This is a genomic window from Micromonospora sp. WMMD737 (assembly GCF_049179055.1).
GTDB classification, from domain to species: domain Bacteria; phylum Actinomycetota; class Actinomycetes; order Mycobacteriales; family Micromonosporaceae; genus Micromonospora; species Micromonospora reichwaldensis.
In genome coordinates this window covers 2031443-2048350 of record NZ_JBMHMH010000001.1, presented here as the reverse complement: position 1 = coordinate 2048350, position 16908 = coordinate 2031443, and the positions used below count along the sequence as shown (strand labels likewise).

The 16908-nt window shown below is 72.6% G+C and carries 17 protein-coding genes and 1 pseudogene; 8 read left to right on the top strand and 10 right to left on the bottom strand.

Annotated elements, in window-relative coordinates:
* Positions 1-23: 23 nt before the first annotated feature.
* Together ACN27A_RS07985 and ACN27A_RS07980 are read right to left on the bottom strand one after the other, a co-directional pair.
* Positions 24-2774: a beta-L-arabinofuranosidase domain-containing protein gene (locus ACN27A_RS07985; RefSeq protein ID WP_421450894.1), complete on the bottom strand. Its 2751-nt coding sequence runs from the start codon at positions 2772-2774 to the stop codon at positions 24-26.
* A 29-nt stretch (positions 2775-2803) separates the two neighbouring features.
* Positions 2804-4195, bottom strand: coding sequence for a glycoside hydrolase family 43 protein (locus tag ACN27A_RS07980; protein WP_421450892.1), 1392 nt, complete (start codon positions 4193-4195; stop codon positions 2804-2806).
* 450 nt (positions 4196-4645) lie between these two features.
* Between ACN27A_RS07980 and ACN27A_RS07975 the strand changes: the two genes are divergently transcribed.
* The 3 genes from ACN27A_RS07975 to ACN27A_RS07965 all read left to right on the top strand — a co-directional run bounded on the left by ACN27A_RS07975 (position 4646) and on the right by ACN27A_RS07965 (position 7029).
* Positions 4646-5053, top strand: a complete 408-nt coding sequence (locus ACN27A_RS07975; RefSeq protein ID WP_151452857.1) for a YciI family protein — start codon at positions 4646-4648, stop codon at positions 5051-5053.
* A 4-nt stretch (positions 5054-5057) separates the two neighbouring features.
* Positions 5058-6203 (top strand): RNA polymerase sigma factor, encoded by a 1146-nt coding sequence (locus ACN27A_RS07970; protein ID WP_421450889.1) that lies wholly within the window; start codon positions 5058-5060, stop codon positions 6201-6203.
* Positions 6204-6294: 91 nt separating this feature from the next.
* Positions 6295-7029 carry a VOC family protein gene (locus ACN27A_RS07965; protein ID WP_421450886.1) on the top strand — a complete coding sequence of 245 codons (735 nt, stop codon included), beginning with the start codon at positions 6295-6297 and terminating at the stop codon, positions 7027-7029.
* 210 nt (positions 7030-7239) lie between these two features.
* Here ACN27A_RS07965 and ACN27A_RS07960 read toward each other — a convergent pair.
* Positions 7240-7701: pseudogene (locus ACN27A_RS07960) on the bottom strand (3-hydroxyacyl-CoA dehydrogenase family protein); the annotation flags it as partial.
* Between the two features lie 79 nt (positions 7702-7780).
* On the bottom strand, positions 7781-7909 hold the full coding sequence (locus ACN27A_RS07955) for a hypothetical protein (RefSeq protein ID WP_421450883.1): 129 nt from the start codon (positions 7907-7909) through the stop codon (positions 7781-7783).
* A gap of 264 nt (positions 7910-8173) precedes the next feature.
* On the opposite strand from ACN27A_RS07955, the gene ACN27A_RS07950 reads away from it, so the two are divergent.
* Positions 8174-8839 carry a Type 1 glutamine amidotransferase-like domain-containing protein gene (locus ACN27A_RS07950; RefSeq protein ID WP_421450880.1) on the top strand — a complete coding sequence of 222 codons (666 nt, stop codon included), beginning with the start codon at positions 8174-8176 and terminating at the stop codon, positions 8837-8839.
* Between the two features lie 120 nt (positions 8840-8959).
* Positions 8960-9226 (top strand): hypothetical protein, encoded by a 267-nt coding sequence (locus tag ACN27A_RS07945; RefSeq protein WP_421450877.1) that lies wholly within the window; start codon positions 8960-8962, stop codon positions 9224-9226.
* An 85-nt stretch (positions 9227-9311) separates the two neighbouring features.
* Here the strand turns inward: ACN27A_RS07945 and ACN27A_RS07940 are convergent, their stop codons facing one another.
* Complete coding sequence (locus ACN27A_RS07940; protein ID WP_421450876.1) at positions 9312-9989, bottom strand: hypothetical protein; 678 nt, start codon at positions 9987-9989, stop codon at positions 9312-9314.
* A 237-nt stretch (positions 9990-10226) separates the two neighbouring features.
* Here ACN27A_RS07940 and ACN27A_RS07935 point away from each other — a divergent pair, with 237 nt between their 5' ends.
* Genes ACN27A_RS07935 through ACN27A_RS07925 form a run of 3 tightly spaced genes read left to right on the top strand, consistent with a single transcriptional unit; the run spans position 10227 to position 12450 of the window.
* Positions 10227-11150 (top strand): NAD-dependent epimerase/dehydratase family protein, encoded by a 924-nt coding sequence (locus ACN27A_RS07935; protein ID WP_421450874.1) that lies wholly within the window; start codon positions 10227-10229, stop codon positions 11148-11150.
* Positions 11147-11623 carry a nuclear transport factor 2 family protein gene (locus ACN27A_RS07930; RefSeq protein WP_421450871.1) on the top strand — a complete coding sequence of 159 codons (477 nt, stop codon included), beginning with the start codon at positions 11147-11149 and terminating at the stop codon, positions 11621-11623. Before ACN27A_RS07935 ends, ACN27A_RS07930 begins: the two co-directional genes overlap by 4 nt.
* The gene (locus tag ACN27A_RS07925) at positions 11620-12450 is read left to right on the top strand and encodes an SDR family NAD(P)-dependent oxidoreductase (RefSeq protein ID WP_421450868.1); all 831 of its coding nucleotides are present in this window, start codon (positions 11620-11622) and stop codon (positions 12448-12450) included. The genes ACN27A_RS07930 and ACN27A_RS07925 overlap by 4 nt, the downstream gene beginning before the upstream one ends.
* Positions 12451-12514: 64 nt before the next feature.
* Here the strand turns inward: ACN27A_RS07925 and ACN27A_RS07920 are convergent, their stop codons facing one another.
* From ACN27A_RS07920 to ACN27A_RS07900, 5 genes are read right to left on the bottom strand one after another with little or no spacing between them, the layout of a single operon-like run.
* Positions 12515-13033, bottom strand: coding sequence for a nuclear transport factor 2 family protein (locus ACN27A_RS07920; protein ID WP_421450866.1), 519 nt, complete (start codon positions 13031-13033; stop codon positions 12515-12517).
* A 52-nt stretch (positions 13034-13085) separates the two neighbouring features.
* Positions 13086-13982 (bottom strand): TIGR03619 family F420-dependent LLM class oxidoreductase, encoded by an 897-nt coding sequence (locus ACN27A_RS07915; protein ID WP_421450864.1) that lies wholly within the window; start codon positions 13980-13982, stop codon positions 13086-13088.
* A complete protein-coding gene (locus ACN27A_RS07910; protein WP_421450861.1) occupies positions 13979-15127 on the bottom strand; it encodes a TIGR03617 family F420-dependent LLM class oxidoreductase in 1149 nt (382 codons plus the stop codon). The genes ACN27A_RS07915 and ACN27A_RS07910 overlap by 4 nt, the downstream gene beginning before the upstream one ends.
* Positions 15124-15999 carry an SDR family NAD(P)-dependent oxidoreductase gene (locus tag ACN27A_RS07905; protein WP_421450858.1) on the bottom strand — a complete coding sequence of 292 codons (876 nt, stop codon included), beginning with the start codon at positions 15997-15999 and terminating at the stop codon, positions 15124-15126. The genes ACN27A_RS07910 and ACN27A_RS07905 overlap by 4 nt, the downstream gene beginning before the upstream one ends.
* Positions 15996-16643: a PaaI family thioesterase gene (locus tag ACN27A_RS07900; protein ID WP_421450856.1), complete on the bottom strand. Its 648-nt coding sequence runs from the start codon at positions 16641-16643 to the stop codon at positions 15996-15998. Before ACN27A_RS07900 ends, ACN27A_RS07905 begins: the two co-directional genes overlap by 4 nt.
* Positions 16644-16908: the final 265 nt, after the last annotated feature.

Sequence of the window (16908 nt, the reverse complement as noted above, 5' to 3'; positions counted from 1 at the left end):
GGTGGAGGTCCCCGCGACGCGGTTCAGACGAACCGCCAACGCTGGTCGGCGGCCCCACTGTCGGTGCCGAGGACGATCTGCGCGCCCTGGCTGCCGGAGCCGCCGCTCACGCCGAGGACCCGGCCGCCGTTGGCGCACTGGACGCGGAAGTAGCCGTTGCCGCCGTACCGCAGCCGCCACCGGTGGTCGTTCGCGCCGTTGTCGGCCCACTGCACGATCCGGGCGCCGGCAGCGCTGGCACCGCCCTCGACCCCGAGCACCTTGCCGCTGTGCGAGTTGCGCAGCCGCAGGTAGCCGCCGGTGTCCACGATCGCGGTCCACAGGTGGTCGGCGGTGCCGGTGTCGCCCCACTGGATGACGAGGCCGCCGTCGGCGGTGGACATGTCCCGTACACCGAGCACGAGCCCGCTGGCGAGGTTCTGGATCCGGCGGGCGCCGTTGGGCACGAACCGCCACTGGTTGTCCGGGCTGCCGTTGTCCTGGTCCTGCACCGCCTGGGCGCCCTGGGTGGTGGCGGCGCCGGAGATGGCGAGCAGCTTGCCGGTGTGCGCGTTGCGTAGCTTGTGCGTGCCGTCGCCCACGTCGACGGGCGTCCAGTCGTGGTCGGCGGTGCCGTTGTCGGCCCACTGGACGATGCGGGCGTCGTCGGCCGTGGACATGTTCTCCACGCCGAGCACCTTGCCGCTGTGGACATTGCGCAGCCGGACCGTCGACCCGCCGGGCAGGAGCTGCCAGTCGTGGTCGGCGGTGCCGGTGTCGCCCCACTGGAGGGCGGGGCCGCCGTCGGCGGTGGACATGTCCCGGATGCCGAGCACCAGGCCGCTGGCCGCGTTGACCAGGCGGAAGCTCGCGTCGCCGCCGCCGTTGCCGGCAACGCTCCAGTAGACGGTGTAGTTGTGCCCGTGCGCGTCGTGGAACGGCCCGAGGGCGACCGGGGCGCCGTTGGCGACGGCGGTGAACGCGAGGGCGCTGGTGCTGGTCCGCGTGATCGAGCCGGTGTTCAGCGCGGGCAGCCCGCTCAGGGCGGTGTTGCCGTAGTTGCCGGACAGCACCACCGGACCGTACGTGATCGCCTGCACCGCGGCGTTGTCGTTGGCGGCCGACATGACGACCCGCATCGGCAGCCGGATCGTGACCACGTCGCCGGAGGCCCAGGGGCGGGTGAGGCTGGCGTAGCTGCCGGGGGTCGTGGCGATGTTCTGCGGCGTGCCGTTGACGCTGACGCTGGCACCGCGGGTCCATCCGGGGATCCGGATCCGCATCGTCCACGCTCCGCCGGCTGGGCCGGTGACGGTCAGGGTGGTGGTGTCGCTGACCGGGTACGAGGTGCTCTGGGTGACCGTGATCCCGCGCTGCGTCCAGGTGAGCACCGATGGCATGAACAGGTTCACCGTCAACGTGGTGCCGTCGTGGAAGTAGATGGAGTCCGCCAGCGTGGTGTTGGTTTCCAGACCGGTGCCCTGGCAGCACCAGAACGAGCCGTAGTCCGTGCTCCAGGTGCCCCCGCCCCACGCCGGACCGACCCCGCGCCGGCCGCCCGGGTTCAGCGGCGTGAAGTAGGTGACGTGGCCGTGGTCGTCGGCCGGGTTCTGCTGGCCGATCATGTGGTTGAGCAGCGCCCGCTCGTAGAAGTCGAAGTAGGCGGCCCGGTTCGGGTCCAGCAGCCACAGCTCCCGCGTCAGCTTCAGCATGTTGTAGGTGTTGCACGCCTCGCAGGTGTCGGTGCGCAGGTACCCGGCGATGGCGTTCGGGGCGCGGAAGTGCTCGGCCTGGCTGTTGCCGCCGATCACGTAGCTGTGCGCGTCGACGGTGATGTTCCAGGCGTTGCTGGCGATGTCCCGGTACCGGGTGGTGCCGGTGGCCTTGAACTCCCGGGCCGCGCCGATCCACTTCGGCACCTGCGTGTTGGCGTGCAGCCCGTTGAGCTGGTCGGAGTTGGCGGCGAGGGGGTTGAACACGGCGGTGTGGTCGAACCGCTGGGCGGCGGTGAGCCACCGGGCGGTGCCGGTCTGCTGGTACAGGTCGGTCAGGACCGCGTTCATGCCGCCGAACTCGGTGCCCAGCATGGCCTGCGTCTGGGCGGTGGTGAGCCGGGCGGTGCGCCAGTCGACCCAGCCGGCGAGCGCCAGCAGCACGTCGCGGGCCTGGGTGTTGCCGACGAGGCGCCAGACGTCGAGCAGCCCGGCGAGCGTCTTGTGGACGCAGTAGTACGGCACGTTGCCGTTGCTCAGCGTGCGCGCCTCCAGCGCGGTGAAGTCGGACTCCGGGAAGCCGGACAGGTATCCGGCGGTGAAGCCGGCGGCCGCGTTGTTGGCCTGGCACTTCGCCAGCTCCGCCACCATACGGTTCGCCTTGTCCCGGCAGGTGGTGTCCCCGAGCACCGCCCAGGCGTGGGCCCAGGCGGTCAGGAAGTGCCCCTGCACGTGGGTGCGGAACGGGAACGTCGGGGCGTCCCAGCCGCCGGTCGGCGCGGCGCCGGCCGTGGAGAGGCGGTGGTTGACGCGGAAGTTGTAGAGCAGCCGGTCGACGTCGACGAACCGCAGGTAGCTGAGCGTCCGGCTCTGGTTCTCCTGCCAGCGGCTCGCGGACAGCCGGACCTGGCCGGGCTCGAACGCGTGGGCGGAGACGCCGATGTCGGGCCGGGCCGGGGGCAGGGCGGCGTGGGCCGCGCCGCCGCCGGCGACGGCGCCGAGGGCGGACCCGCCGGTGCTGGCGACGGCGACCACGCCGGCGGACCTGAGCAGGAGTCGACGGTTGAGGAAGGGAGTGGGCATCGGGGCCTCCGGGTGCGGCGGTCGGGGTGCTACGGCGTGATCCGGAAGGTGGCGTCCTGCCGGTCGGTGACGCTGGAGGAGGCGCTCAGCGGGTCGATGCGCAGCAGGTAGCCGGAGTGCCGGAGGTAGCGGTCCGGGAAGTTGTGGGAGCGCAACGACGTCCACGAGGAGTCGGCCAGGCCCGGCGTGCGGTGGAACGTCGCGTCGGCGCGGAACGTGGCGGTGTCGTTGTTCGGTTCGAGCCGGATCGCGTAGCCGCTGTGGCGCAGGAAGTTGCCGGGACGGTTCACCGACTCGAACGACACCCCGGCGGGGTCGGCCAGGCCGGGCACCAGCCGCCACAGCTGGTCCTGGTACGGATCGAAGGGGTACGCGTCGAGACGCCCGACGTTGTCGAGGTGCCGCACGAACCGGTCCGGGAAGTTGGCGGACTTCAGCCGGACCCAGTTCGGGGTGCCCCACCGGCTGATCGCGCCGGCGTACTCGGCCTCGGTGATGCCGAGGATCGAGCCGTGCTTGCCGTTCAGCGGCGGGGTGTAGTCGCGCTGGTTCAGCGTGGTCCACGCGTTGGCGGTGATGTTGCCGCTGGACCAGGCGTAGTAGTCGGCGTTCACCGGGGCGAAGGAGTCGCCCCACAGGTACCAGCCGTTGCCGTCGTTGCGCTTGACCAGCAACGGGGCCTCCATCGCGTCGCCCTGCCGCAGGCCGCCGGTGTAGGTGGTGAAGCTGTTCGGGGCGCCGGTCGACGAGCGGGCGCCGTACAGGTTCCCGTTGGCGAGGTTCTTGTAGTACAGGTACGTGACGCCCCCGTCGACCACGATGTCGCCGTCCAGGACGCCGAATCCGGGGCTGAAGAGGACCTGCGGGGAGCCGACCGAGTGGAAGTCGGACGTGTGGTTGACCAGGAAGACGTCCCCGCTGCTGGTGTTGCAGGAATAGACGATGCCGTACTGCCCGCGGTTGGCGTCCCAGAAGACCGTCGGCGCCCAGGTATGCGCGTCGTAGGTGTGCATCCGCAGCCGCCGGTACCCGGTGAAGCTCGTCAGGTTCGTCGAGTCCCACACGTGCAGGTACTGGCTGATGACGCCGAAGTCCGTGCCGCGCAGGTCGGTGGCGATCACGATGAACGTGCCGTCCTGCTTGCGGAAGATGAACGGGTCGCGAAGCCCCAGTTGGCCGGCCGTCGGGGTGACCACCGGGTTGTTCTGGTTGAGCGGGGTCCAGTTCAGGCCGTCGCGGCTGACGGCGAGATGCAGGCCGTAGTCCGCCCCGACGAAGTTCGGCGACTCGGTGAAGTAGGTCATCACGTAGCCGGTGTAGGTCGCAGCCGAGGCCGCCCGGGGGGCGAGCGTCAGGCCGGCGGCGGTGGACGCGCCGGTGGCGACCGCACCGAGGGTGAAGGCTCGTCGGGTCAGGGCCATGCGGGTGGCCTTTCTCGATGGTGGCGGGGGGAGCGGCGGTTGGCGGGCCGGCGCCGCGAAAGCCCTTACGTCGCGGTTCTTCCTGGTCGTGGGACGGCCGAGTCGGAACGGGCCAGCCGTCGGCGAGCGGTCCGGCCGGCCGAAGGGCCCGCCGGCACGCCGTCGCCGGAGCGGGCGTGACCTCGGGGGAGAGGTGCGGGACGGGTGGGTGCGTGCCACGGGCGCGGCGGTCGGAACGGCCGCGCGACCGTCCAGACAAGCCATGGGGAAACATCGATGTTATCGATAACATAGTTTCCGCGTGACGCCCGCGCAAGACTCCTCCGACGGGACCGGTACGAGATCGACCAGGAATATCCGGACGGCGATGTCGAGAGCCCGGGAGCGGCTCCGTCCCCGTGGTGGACGCGATCAGAATGGGTTCGCACCCGCACCGAGAGGGGAAACACGATGGCCAAGTACCTGCTGCTCAAGCACTACCGGGGCGCACCGGCCGGGGTCAACGACGTACCCATGGACCAGTGGACGCCGGAGGAGATCTCGGCACACGTGCAGTACATGCAGGACTTCGCGACCCGGCTCGAGGGGACCGGCGAGTTCGTCGACGGTCAGGCGCTCGCCCCCGAGGGGACGTTCGTCCGGTACGACGGTGAGGGGCGCCCGCCGGTCACCGACGGCCCGTTCGCCGAGACCAAGGACCTGATCGCCGGCTGGATGGTGATCGACGTCGACAGCTACGAGCGCGCCGTCGAGCTGGCCGGGGAGCTCTCGGCCGCTCCCGGGGCGGGCGGGAAGCCGATCCACGAGTGGCTCGAGCTGCGCCCGTTCCTGACCGCGCCGCCCACCATCACGGAGTGACCTGATGCAGGAGACCCTGCTCCGGAGCCTCACGCCCGGCGTGCTCGGGGTCCTCGTCCGCCGCGGAGCCGACTTCGCGGCGGCCGAGGACGCCGTACAGGATGCGCTGGTCGAGGCGGTGCGCACCTGGCCGGCCGACCCGCCGCGCGATGCGAAGGCCTGGCTGGTCACCGTGGCCTGGCGTCGGTTCCTCGACGCGACCCGGGCGGACGCCGCCCGCCGTCGGCGGGAGGACCTTGTCGACGAGGAGCCCGCGCCCGGGCCCACGCCCACCGTGGACGACACGCTCCAGCTCTACTTCCTGTGCGCCCACCCGTCGCTGACGCCGGCGTCGGCGGTCGCGCTCACGCTGCGTGCCGTCGGCGGGTTGACCACCCGCCAGATCGCCCAGGCGTACCTGGTGCCCGAGGCGACCATGGCGCAACGCATCAGCCGGGCCAAGCGCACCGTCTCCGGCGTGCGGTTCAACCAGCCCGGCGACGTCGCGACCGTACTGCGCGTCCTGTACCTGGTCTTCAACGAGGGCTACTCCGGCGATGTCGACCTCGCCGCCGAGGCCATCCGGCTCACCCGGCAGCTCGCGGCCGCGATCGACCACCCCGAGGTGGCGGGGCTGCTCGCCCTCATGCTGTTGCACCACGCCCGGCGCGCCGCGCGGACCGCGCCCGACGGCAGCCTGGTGCCGCTCGCCGAGCAGGACCGCGGCCGGTGGGACACCACGTCGATCGCCGAGGGCGTCGAGATCCTCCAGGCCGCCCTCGCCCGCGACCGGCTGGGCGAGTTCCAGGCCCAGGCAGCCGTCGCGGCGCTGCACGCCGACGCGCCCACCGCCGGGGAGACCGACTGGGTGCAGATCGTCGAGTGGTACGACGAGCTCGTGCGCCTGACCGACAGCCCGGTCGTCCGGCTCAACCGCGCGGTGGCCGTCGGCGAGGCCGACGGACCGCGCGCCGGCCTGGCGGCGCTCGCGGCGCTGGACGACTCGCTGCCCCGCCACGCGGCGGTGGCGGCGTACCTCCACGAGCGCGACGGTGACCTGGCGACGGCGGCACGGCTGTACGCCGAAGCGGCCCGGAAGGCGCCCAACCTCGCCGAACGGGATCACCTGACGCGCCAGGCCGCCCGGCTCAACGCCCGCCGGCGCTCCTGACCGGCCCGGGACTTCGCCGGGAAACCATTGTCCTAGGACGCTCTAGGAGGTGTGCGCCAGCCGGCACTCGACGGGATCTAGCATTGCCGACGTGGCGACGCGGCTCGTGCAGATCAACATGAAGGCCCGGGACGACTCCGCGCTTGGCGGCTTCTGGGCGGAGGCGCTCGGCTGGGGAGTCTCCAGCGAGGGGCCCGGCGTGACCAACCTCGAACCCGAGGGCTTCGTCTACCCCGACCCCGTCGCGGTCTGCATCGACCTCATCGTCTCCCCGGAACCCAAGACGGTGAAGAACCGCGTGCACGTCGACCTCGCCACCACCTCGGCGGCCCACCAGGCGGAAGTGGTCGCGCACCTCAGGGAACTCGGCGCGACACCCGCCGACGTCGGCCAGGGCGACGTCCCGTGGACGGTCATGGCCGACCCGGAGGGCAACGAGTTCTGTGTGCTGGACCCCCGACCGCTCCACTGCGACACCGGACCGATCGCCGCGGTGGTGGTCGACTGCGCGGATCCGCGAGCCATGGCCCGTTTCTGGGGCGAGGCGATGGACTGGGCCGTGCACGAGGTGACCGACCGCAGGGCGGTGCTGCGCTCCGCCAAGGGCGTCGGCCCGTACCTGGAGTTCATCCGTACGCCCGACGTGAAGACCGGGTGGAACCGCGTCCACCTCGACGTCCGCCCGTACCCGGGTGACGACCTGGAGGCCGAGGCGGCCAGACTGCGGAATCTCGGCGCCACCGCCGTCGACCTGGACCGCGATGTCCCGTGGACGGTCCTCGCCGACCCGGAAGGCAACGAGTTCTGCGTCCTCACCCCAGGCTGACCCGGGCAGCCGTGCGGGTGCTGGGCGCGGTGGTCGGCGGTGGTCAGGTGGCGGCGGTCGCGGCCGGCTGCGGGTAGGTGTGGAAACCGCTGCCGCTCTTGCGCCCGTACCGGCCTGCGTCCACCAACTCCCGCCGTGTGCGCCCGGTCCGTCGGCGACCACGATGCCGGTCTTGCCGATCGTGGCGAGCAGGTCGAGGGTGCGCTGGAGGGTGTCCGCGCTGGTCCGTGGCGCCCGCACCACCTCGACGCTGTCCCTCAGGGGCGCCGGGTTCATGAAGTGCGTCCCGACCCCCCGGTCCGGCCGGCGGGTGCTGGCGGCGAGCCGGTCGATGGGGACGGCGGAGGTGACCGACGCGAGCACCGTCGTCGGTGGACAGGCGGCGTCCAGCTCGCCGAAGATCCGTTCCTTGAGCGGGATGCGTTCCGGTGCGCACTCGACCACGTACCCGGCCCGGTCGAGCGCGGCGGTCCGGTCGGTCCAGCTGATCCGCTCGACCACCCGGGCCACCGGCTCGCCCGCGCGCTGCGGGGCCAGCAGCCGGGCCTGCCGCAGCCCGGTACGCAGCCGTTCCACCGCCGCCGCCACCCCGGTCGCCGACCCGAGCGCCGGGTCTGCCACGACCACGTCGTGACCGCCCTGAGCCAGGCACTGGGCGATGCCGAGCCCCATCGTGCCGGCGCCGACCACCCCGACGGTTCCGCTTCATGCTTCCCTTCGCCGCGCCTGATGATCCGTCCGCTGTGCCCGCTCACGCCGTCACCACCCGCACCGGGTGTGCCCGCGCCGCCGGCGGCCGGGCCGGGTCGATCGCGAGCGTCCACCGGTCGCCCGCGTCGTCCTCGACGGCGAAGCCGGCGAATCTCAGGGTGACCAGCAAGTAGCCGATGAGCGGTCGTCGCGACAGGACCTCCGACGCGCATCGGTCAGGAGCATGCGCTGTGCGAGGTAGGACCGGATGCGGTATTCGCGCAGCAATCCGACGGGCGTCCGGAGACAGGCGTTCGGCCTACGATGTGTCCCGGTCCGGTCTGCCTGACCATCGAGCGCGTTCGACTACCGATTCTCCCGACAGCCACCGTCTCTCCCACGCCCACCGGCCGCGTGGCCAGACGCCGAGGTCACTCACGACTTTGGAGGTACCTTGAAGCTCCTGCTCACGTCCGGCGGTGTGACGAACCCGAGCATCCACTCGGCGCTCGTACAGCTTCTCGGTAAGCCGGTCTCCGAGTGCCGGGCCCTCTGCGTCCCGACAGCACAGTGGGGTCACCCGATGTGCGGACCGGCATCGGTGCAGGGCTTCGTGGCCGCCGACCCCGCTTCCGGTCGGCGGCACCTGTCCGGCCTGGGCTGGGCTTCGCTCGGGGTCCTCGAACTCACGGCGCTGCCCAGTATCGGCGCAGAGCGGTGGATTCCCTGGGTCCGGGAGACCGACGTGCTGCTGGTCGACGGTGGCGACGCGACGTACCTGTGTCACTGGATGCGAGAGTCCGGGCTGGCTGAACTGCTGCCCTCGCTGCCCGACACCGTCTGGGTGGGGGTGAGCGCGGGAAGCATGGTCATGACACCCCGGATCGGGTCGTACTTCGTCGAATGGCCATCGGCGCCGGACGACCGAGCTTTGGGAGTCGTCGACTTCTCGATCTTCCCGCACCTGGACCTCTTTCCCACGAACACCCTGGCCGACGCCGAGCGGTGGGCGGCCGACATCGGCGTCCCGGCCTACGCCATCGACGAACAGACGGCCATCAAGGTCGTCGACGGCTCCGTCGAAGTGATTTCTGAAGGGCAATGGACGAAGTTCGGGTAATTGCCAACTCGGCGGCCATCCGGATCTGCCGCTGAGCACGCGACCCCCTACCCCACCAGAGACGGTCGCAGTACGGAGAGCAACGCAGGCACCGGAACGGTCCGGCGATACGCTCCCTTCGTGACCGATAGGGCGGAGAGGGCGGAGCGGATCCGACTCCTGACGGAGATGGCACGGACGATGCTGGCATCCGGCGCCGACGGGGATCAGGTGGCCAAGGAGTTGCTTCGGCGCACCGATTCCCCGATCTCTGCAATCAAGGCCGTTGCAGACGCGACCGGCGTGCGCTTGGGTGATGCGAAGTGGATTGTGCACCGCAACCTCAACCCAGAGGTTCGCCAGGCTGCGGAGAGCCTCTGGGACGAACTGCTCGACGGCATCAGATAGTTCCAGGAATCGACGGGCGACCAGATGCGGCACAGCCGATGGGTGACCCACGTGCTGCCGAGGCGATCCAGGTGTGGGCCTGACGTCACGCTCCCGCGATCGGGTATCCAATCGCGGCGATGTCCTCGTGCAGCCCGGCAACGGTTGCTTGCGGGTTCAAAGCCTGCACGACGACGTCAGTGATCGGGCGGTGCGCGACGACGTGCTCGATCGCCGTCGGGTCCACCTCGATCTCGTAGTGGTCCTCGGCGAACGTGACGTACCGGTCGACGATGTCGTCGAGCAGGATTCCGAGCCGGCCAGAGCCGTCCGGGTCGGTGTCGTTCGGTCCGCGGGCCGGGGGGAACGTGATGCCCTCGCCGGCGTGCCAGCGGTCGTCGTCGGAGAGTCGCCAGATCACAGCGGTGGCGAGGAACTGTCCCTCCTCGTCGCCGAACGCTGGTTCCTCGATCTGCGGACGGAACACCGCCGGGATGCCGTCGAGCAGTCCGGGCCATAGCTCGTGGTCCGGATCGCGGTACGGCGTCATCGCCGACTCGTGGTCGAGCGCGCGAATGAACGCGCCGTCGGCGGTGAACACGACCGCCCACTCGTCGCCGCTGCCGTTGCTCATCAGTGCCGCCTCGTCGTCACCCCAGGCGCGGGTGTAGGCGTAGTAGGGCTCCCCACCGTCGACGATGCACTCCAGCACGGCGAGTGCCTTACAGCGGTCCCGCAGCACCTCGATGGACGGCAGTTTGGCGGCGATGTCGTACACGGTCACCCGGTGAACCTACGCCGAAACAGCGCAGACACCGTCCCGCACCTTCAGGGCATCGGCGGTCACACCGGCCGTCGCCTGAGCGCCCGCACTTCGGCGTTGGACGGTTGCCCTGCTGCCGATGTCAAGTCGAGCGAACTCTCACCCTAACCAACCTATCGCTTGGTTGGTAAGCTCGGCTGTCATGCGGGCTCCCAGACGCGCGCCGGGAGTCGCCTCACTACGCAAGGAGACCTCACGATGAAGGTGCTCGTCGTCGGTGGAACCGGCATGATCGGGGCCCACACCGCCCTCCACCTGCGGGACAGGGGAGACGACGTCACCGTCGCCGCCCGGGGGACGGTCGACGCGGACTCGCCCGTCGCCGACCTGCCTGTCCTGGTCGGGGACTACACCCGCCAGACCTTCACCCGAAAGGACCTGGCCCCCTTCGACGCGGTCGTCTTCGCCGCGGGCCAGGACGTACGCCATCTGCCCCGCGACGTGGACGAGACCCAGTTCTGGAAGGAGACCCAGAGCGGGGGAGTGCCGGCCTTCGCGGCGCTCGCCAAGAGCGCGGGTGTCTCCCGCTTCGTCCAGGTCGGCAGCTACTACCACCACCTGCGACCCGACCTGGCCGACTCCCACGCCTACGTCGCCGCCCGCCGCGACGCCGACGAGGGAGCCCGGGCGCTGGCTGACACCTCCTTCACGGTCTGCACCCTCAACCCACCCTCGATCATCGGTGCCATCCCCGGCATCACGGCCAAGCGCTACCGCCGCATGGTGTCCTGGGCCGCCGGCAACGAGCCGCAGATTCCCGACCACGCACCGGCCGGCGGCACGAACTACCTGTCGGCCCGGTCCCTGGCCGAGGCGATCGGCGGCGCGCTCGACCGCGGCACGGCGGGCGCGGCGTACCTCGTCGGTGACGCCAACCTCACGTTCGCGCAGTTCTTCCAGCTGCTCGTCGACGCGGCCGGGGGCAACCGCACCATCGCCGAGCGCGACGAGCCGCACCCCTTCATGCCCGACTCGATGATCGTCCAGGGCCGGGGCAACGTCCTCGCCTACGAACCGGATCCGGCCGAGACCGCCCTGCTCGGCTACACCCGCGGGGACTGCGAGCGTGCCGCCGCCGAGCTCGTCGAGGTCGTGCGCGCGGCGACCGCTCCCAGGTCGTGACCGGCCTCGACGCGGCCGACCTCGCCGCGCTGCGCCTACTCTCCGAGACGTATGCGGCGGCCGCCGACGACCGGGACGCCGCCGCGGTCGGCGCGCTCTTCGTCCCCGACGGCGTCCTCGTCGTCCCCGATCCGCCGGCGCACCTCGACCCCCACGTGTCCCACGTCGGCCGCCCCGCCGTCGTGGCCGCGCTCGGGGCACTCGCCGGCACCCTGGCGACGACCCACGTCGTGGCCGGGGCCCGCTACCTGCCGACGTCGACCGGGGCCCGTGGCCGGGTCCGCGGCACGGCCCACCACCTGCTGCCCGGTCGCGAAGGGCCCTCCGACCTGGTCTGGTTCCTGCACTACGACGACGAGTACGCACGCACCGACGACGGATGGGCCTTCACGCGCCGCGCGGTGACCATCGACTGGATTGAACGCCACCGCGTCCCGGCGACCAGGAGCGACGGGGAAGGGACCGGCGGATGAGCGCCACCCACAGGCTCGCGGACCAGATCGCGGTCGTCACCGGCGGCGCCCTCGGGATCGGCGGCGGCATCTCCCGCCGGCTCGCCGCCGCGGGTGCCCGCGTCGTCCTCGTCGACATCGACGGGGAGGCCGCCGTCGACACCGCCGCCGACATCCGTGGCGCCGGCGGCGAGGTCGAGGTCGTCCTCGCCGACGTACGCACCGCCGACGGTGTCGCCGCCGCGGTCGCCGCCGCGTCGGCCCTCGACTCGGGGCGGGTCGACGTGCTCGTCAACAACGTCGGCGACTTCCGCCCGGCCTCAAGGACCTTCCTGCACTCCACCCCGCAGCAGTGGCAGGCGCTCTACGAGGTCAACCTGTGGCACGTGCTCGCGATGACCCACGCGCTGCTGCCCGGCATGGTCGAGCGGGGCCGTGGCGCCATCGTCAACAACTCGACGGTCGAGGCATTCCGGGGCATCCCGGCGTGCGCCCCGTACTCCGCCTACAACGCCGGGGTCAGCGCCTTCACCAGGAGCCTCGCCGTCGAGGTCGCCGGCCACGGGGTGCGGGTCAACGCGATCGCGCCCGACCTCGCCGACACGCCCCAGACGCCGGCCGCGGCGATGCTGCGCGGACGCGACCCGGAGCTCGTCCGCACGTGGATCCCCGTCGGGCGCTTCGGCGAGCCCGACGACTACGCCGCCGTCGTCGAGTTCCTCGCCAGCGACGACGCCCGCTTCGTCACCGGGCACACCATCCCCGTCGACGGCGGGACCCTGGCCGCCTCGGGCTGGTACGCACGGGTCGACCGCAAGGGCTGGTCGAACATGCCCAACGAGGCCTGACCGGGTCTGCCGGACCCCACGCGGGGGGTCCCGGGCCGGGGCGCTGCGGCCGAGGCGTACGGGCTCAGGCCTCGGACTCGACGGCGCGGGCGAGGATGTCGCGGCCCTCGTCGGTGCCGTCGAGCTGGCGGTTCCAGCGGTGGGTCACCTTCCAGCCCTCGTCGGTGCGGGTGAACTCCCACCGGTTGGAGCCGGTGCGCCAGATCCGGTAGCCGTCCTCGTCGGGAGTGTGGAGCACGAGCTGCGAGTAGTTCGTCACGACGGCCCGGTCGCCGTCGACGACGATGTGCGGCAGGCCCATGAGGTGGGCGGCGCCAGAGTGGATCAGGGCCTGGTGCCGCTCGCCGGTCACCATGGCGCGCAGCGCGTCCCGGCCGTCGAGCACGACCGGGTAGGTGTCGTACACGCCCTCCTCGGTCCACATCCGGGCGGTGACCTCGGCTGAGCCGCTGTCCACGGCGGGGCCGTAGCCGGCGACGATCCGCCACAGGGCGAGCTGGTCCTCGGCGGCGGCGAGGCGCCGTTCGGCCTGTTCGAGGCGTGCTTCGAGTCGGGCGAGCCGGTCGGGCTGCGAGTCGGTCATGGTGGGTTCCTTCCGAGTGGGCTCCTCGCGGGCCGATCCGGCCGGTGGCCGGTCAGGTCGTGGCCGCGGTCGTCTCGAAGCGTTCCGGGGTGAGTTCGCGCAGCGCGGCCATCTGCGCGAGGTGGTGGGCCGCCGAGGTGGCCACGAGGCTCGCGTTGACCGCGGTCGCTCCGACGGCATCGGCCGTGCGCAGGTGCTCGCGGGCGCCGTCCGGGTCCCCGAGCGGGTCCAGCGGCGGGATCTGCAGCACGAGGTCGAAGTCGTCCGGGCGCTCCACGGAGTTCCACAGCCGGGTCAGGTCCTGCGGCCCGAGGCCGAACGGCGCCCACCCGGTGCCGTACGCGACGGCGCGGCGCAGCGAGCGGCGGGTGCGCCCGCCGAACCACAGCGGCACCGTGGTGCGCGGCGCGTGCGGTTCGACGACGAAGTCGGTGAACGTGAACCGGGGCCCCTCGTGGTGCGGCACGGCCCTGCCCCACGCGGCGCGCAGGGCCGCGATCGCCTCGTCCGCGACCGCGCCGCGCCCGGCGAACTCGGCGCCGAGCAGGTCGAACTCCTCTTCGAGGCTGCCGACCCCGACGCCGAGGACGACGCGCCCGCCGCTGAGCAGGTCGAGGGTGCCGTAGGTCTTGGCGAGGGCCAGCGGGTGGTGGTAGCCGATGACGACGACGTTCGTCGCGAGCCGGACGCGGCGCGTCGCCGAGGCGAGGAACGACAGCGTGGCCACGGGGTCGAAGTAGGTCCCGCCCCGCTCGGCGGCGATCGGGGCGGGCACCGCGACGTGCTCGCTGCACGTCAGGTGGTGGTAGCCCAGGTCGTCGGCGGCGCGGGCGATGGCCAGCAGCGTACCGCCGACGTCGGGGCCGGCCAGGACGTCCCGCTCCCAGGCGGCTGCGGTGCGGGGGTGCTGGACGACGACCGGGGTGAGCAGGCCGACGCGTGCGGTCATGGCAGGTTCTCCGATCCGGCGCCGCCGCACGTCGCGCCGGTGGCCGTGTCGCTGGGGCCGCCGGTCGCGGGCGGGGCGCCGGTCGTGGCGCTCGTCGGGATGTGCCGGAGGCGTTCGAGCAGCGCGCCGAAGTCCTCGTCGTCCGCCGGGTCGAGCGGCAGCCCGAGCCCGAGCCCGTCGGCGAGCCCGCCGTAGGCCTGCCCGAGCACGCCCGGCAGTTCGGCGTAGGTGCCGTGCGGGATGAGCGTGGCCAGGGTCTCGTCGTCGAGGGTGTCGGCGAGCCCCGCCCAGCGCCCGGAGGCGGCCATCCCGGCGAGCCGTTCGCCGACCCGGCCCAGGCCGAGCCGGTCCAGGGTCGTGCGGTAGGCCGGGGTGGAGAAGAGGAACGCCAGCTCCTGGCGGGCGGAGTCGCGGCTCGCGGCGAGTGCGGCCGGCGTCGGACCGGTGATCGACTTGGACACGACGACGACCCGCGGGATCCCGGCGCGTCCGGCCCGCGCGGCCCCGGCGCGCAGCGCGGGGAGCACGACCGTGCGCAGGTGACTCGGATGCGAGTTCGTCGCGTGGGTGACGAAGCCGTCGGCGAGTTCGCCGGCCACCTCGCAGACCCGCCGGTTGACCCCGCCGGTGTAGAGCGCCGGGGCCGCGGTCGGCAGCGGGCCGGGGTTGAAGTAGGGCTGGAGCCGGGTGAAGCGGTAGTGGCTGCCCTCGTGCTCCAGCGGCCCGTTCGCCGTGAACGCGGCGAAGATCGCCCGGATCGAGGCGAGGTAGTCGCGCAGGTTCTCGGCCGGCCGGTCCCACGGCACCGAGAAGCGGCCGACGATGTTGCCGCGTACCTGGGTGGCCAGCCCGAGCTGGAAGCGACCCTCGGAGAACCGCGCGAGGTCCCACGCGGCGTACGCGGTCACCATCGGGCTGCGGGGGAAGGCCAGCGTCATGCTGGTACGCACGGTGATCCGGCTGGTGTGCTCGGCCGCGAGCAGGGCGACCGCCAGGGAGTCGTGCGTCGTCTCGGGGACGTGCACGGTGTCGAAGCCGAGCCGTTCGACGCGCGCCACGACCGTGGGCACCTCGCGCAGCGCGGTCGTGGCCGGCAGTGTCGTGGCCAGCTCCATCCGGGTGGCGGGCACCTGTGCCGCCGTCACGGGACGCGGCCCGCCAGGGCGGCGTCGACGACCTCGTCGCCGCTGACGATCCGGGCGAGCTTCTCCAGCCGGGGCGCGCGGCGCAGGTGCGCACCGCCCTCGACCGGCAGGCACGCGCCGGTGACCCACGAGGACTCGGGACCGCACAGGAAACGGACCGCGGCGGCGACGTCCTCGGCGCGCCCGACCCGCGCCAGGGGCTTCTCGGCGACGGTCGCGGCGGCCAGCTCGGGGTCGGCCAGCAGCAGGCCCGGGTTCCTCCCGTCGGTGGCCACGATGCCGGGGCGCACGACGTTGACCCGTACCGCGAGGTGGCCGAGCTCGTCGGCGGCGACCCGGACGAGCGCCTCGAGCGCGGCCTTGCTCACCGAGTACGACGGCATGAACGGGAAGGAGTGCCCGCCCGCGCTCGACGAGGTGCACACGATCGCGCCCCCACCGCGCGCGGCCAGGGCCTGTCCGCCGTACCGGATCGCGTGCAGCGCCGTCGTGACGTTGCGCCGGAAGTCGTGTTCGAGGGTGTCGGCGTCGAGGGCGAGCACGGGACGGAAGGTGCCGCCGCCGACGGTCGTGACGACGGCTGCCAACGGGGTCTCGTCGGCGGCGCGCACGGCGGCGGCCACGTCCCGGTCCAGGGCGGAGTCGCCGACGCTGAGCCGTACCGGCGGCGCCCCGGGAACGGCTGCGGCGATCGTCGTGGCCGCCGCCCGCAGCGTCGCCCCGGTGCGCCCCATGATCGTCACTGTGGCCCCGTCGGCGGCCAGCGCGGCGGCGATGGCGCGGCCGAAGCCACCGCCCCCGCCGATGACGAGCGCTCCGCGGCCGGCGAGCGGACCGGGTGCGGCGCTGGTCGGGTCGGGACTCGTGCTCATCCCTGCTCCCTCGCGTCTCGTCGGAACCTGTCGCGCGTCGACGGGTCGTCCATGAGCACGAAGGTGCCCGCGGCCGTGACGCACGTGAGGTCCCCGACGCGCAGCTCGCCGGAGCTGCGTACCTTGCGCCCGTCACGCCCGTCGTGCCGGGCCAGGATCGTGATCGTCGAGCCGATCGGGATGGCCGCGCGGAAGGAGACGTCGAGCCCGACGGTCACCGCGGCGTACCCGGCGCGGGCGTTGGCGATGCCGAGGGCGTGGTCCATGAGCATGGCCGAGGTGCCGCCGTGCACGTGCCCCGGCGGGCCCTGGAAGGCCAGCCGCAGGGTGACCTCGCCGCGCAGCGAGCCGTCCGGCTCGACCCAGAGGCTCACCGGCGGCGACAGCGGGTTCTCGGTGCCGCCGGCGGGGTCGAAGCGGCCCGGGCCGGGCTGGCGCCACATCGTCGCGATCCGCTCGGAGAGGTCCGGGGCGTGGGCGTCGATCCGGGCGGTGAGCCCGTCGAGGTCGGCCACGATCCGGTCGGCCTCGGCGTCGATGGCCCCGCCCGCGCGGGTGATCGCGTCGACGAGCCGGCGGGTGGCCGAGGCGACGGCGTCGATGCCGGCATCGCGGGGCTGTGCCGTGGCGAGGGTGGCTTCCACCGGGCGGACTCCTTCGGCCGGTCAGGGCAACCAAGCGCTTGCTTGATCGCACTGTAGCGACCCGGTGGCGCGCTGGCAACACTTGCGCCCCGCCGTCGTCCCGATGGCTCGAGGTGGCGTCCCGTTGTCGGTCGCGGCGGGCGTCGGCCCATTGACGCGCCCGCAGCCTGCCCCTACCGTCCCAATCGAGCGCTTGGTTGGTTCGCGGGGGCGCCGCGCGCCGAGCAGCTCCAGGCGGGCAGCACGCCGCCGACGCCAACCACCA